The sequence below is a fragment of the Acetobacter estunensis genome (genome assembly GCF_019083805.1).
Lineage (GTDB): Bacteria > Pseudomonadota > Alphaproteobacteria > Acetobacterales > Acetobacteraceae > Acetobacter > Acetobacter estunensis_A.
Genome location: NZ_JAHRDV010000141.1, coordinates 1 through 246, shown reverse-complemented (window position 1 = coordinate 246; position 246 = coordinate 1). Strand labels below are relative to the sequence as shown.

The following is a 246-nucleotide window of genomic DNA, read 5'->3' as shown; positions in this document are numbered from 1 at the left end:
GCGATGACAGCAGCGACCTGTTTCAGGCTTTCTTCCGTCATGGCGCTTGCAAGGATGGCATAGGCCTCGCCGAACGGATTGATACGGTCGATCAGGTCAATATCGAGTTCACGCACACTGAGCGCAACAGGCTTCCCTCTGTCACCTCAACAGATCCATGGGAGCAGCGAATGGCCGAAGGCGCAGCAGCCTTTGTCCGCTTCAAAGATGAGGGCCGTTATGAGTGATATTGATCTTGACGCACTT

1 protein-coding gene is annotated in these 246 nt (G+C 54.5%); it reads left to right on the top strand.

Annotated features, from left to right (window positions below; genetic code table 11):
- Positions 1 to 227, top strand: a 227-nt coding sequence (locus tag KUA11_RS17305) for a hypothetical protein (RefSeq protein ID WP_217412297.1), incomplete at its 5' end; no start/stop codon positions are given.
- Positions 228 to 246: the final 19 nt, after the last annotated feature.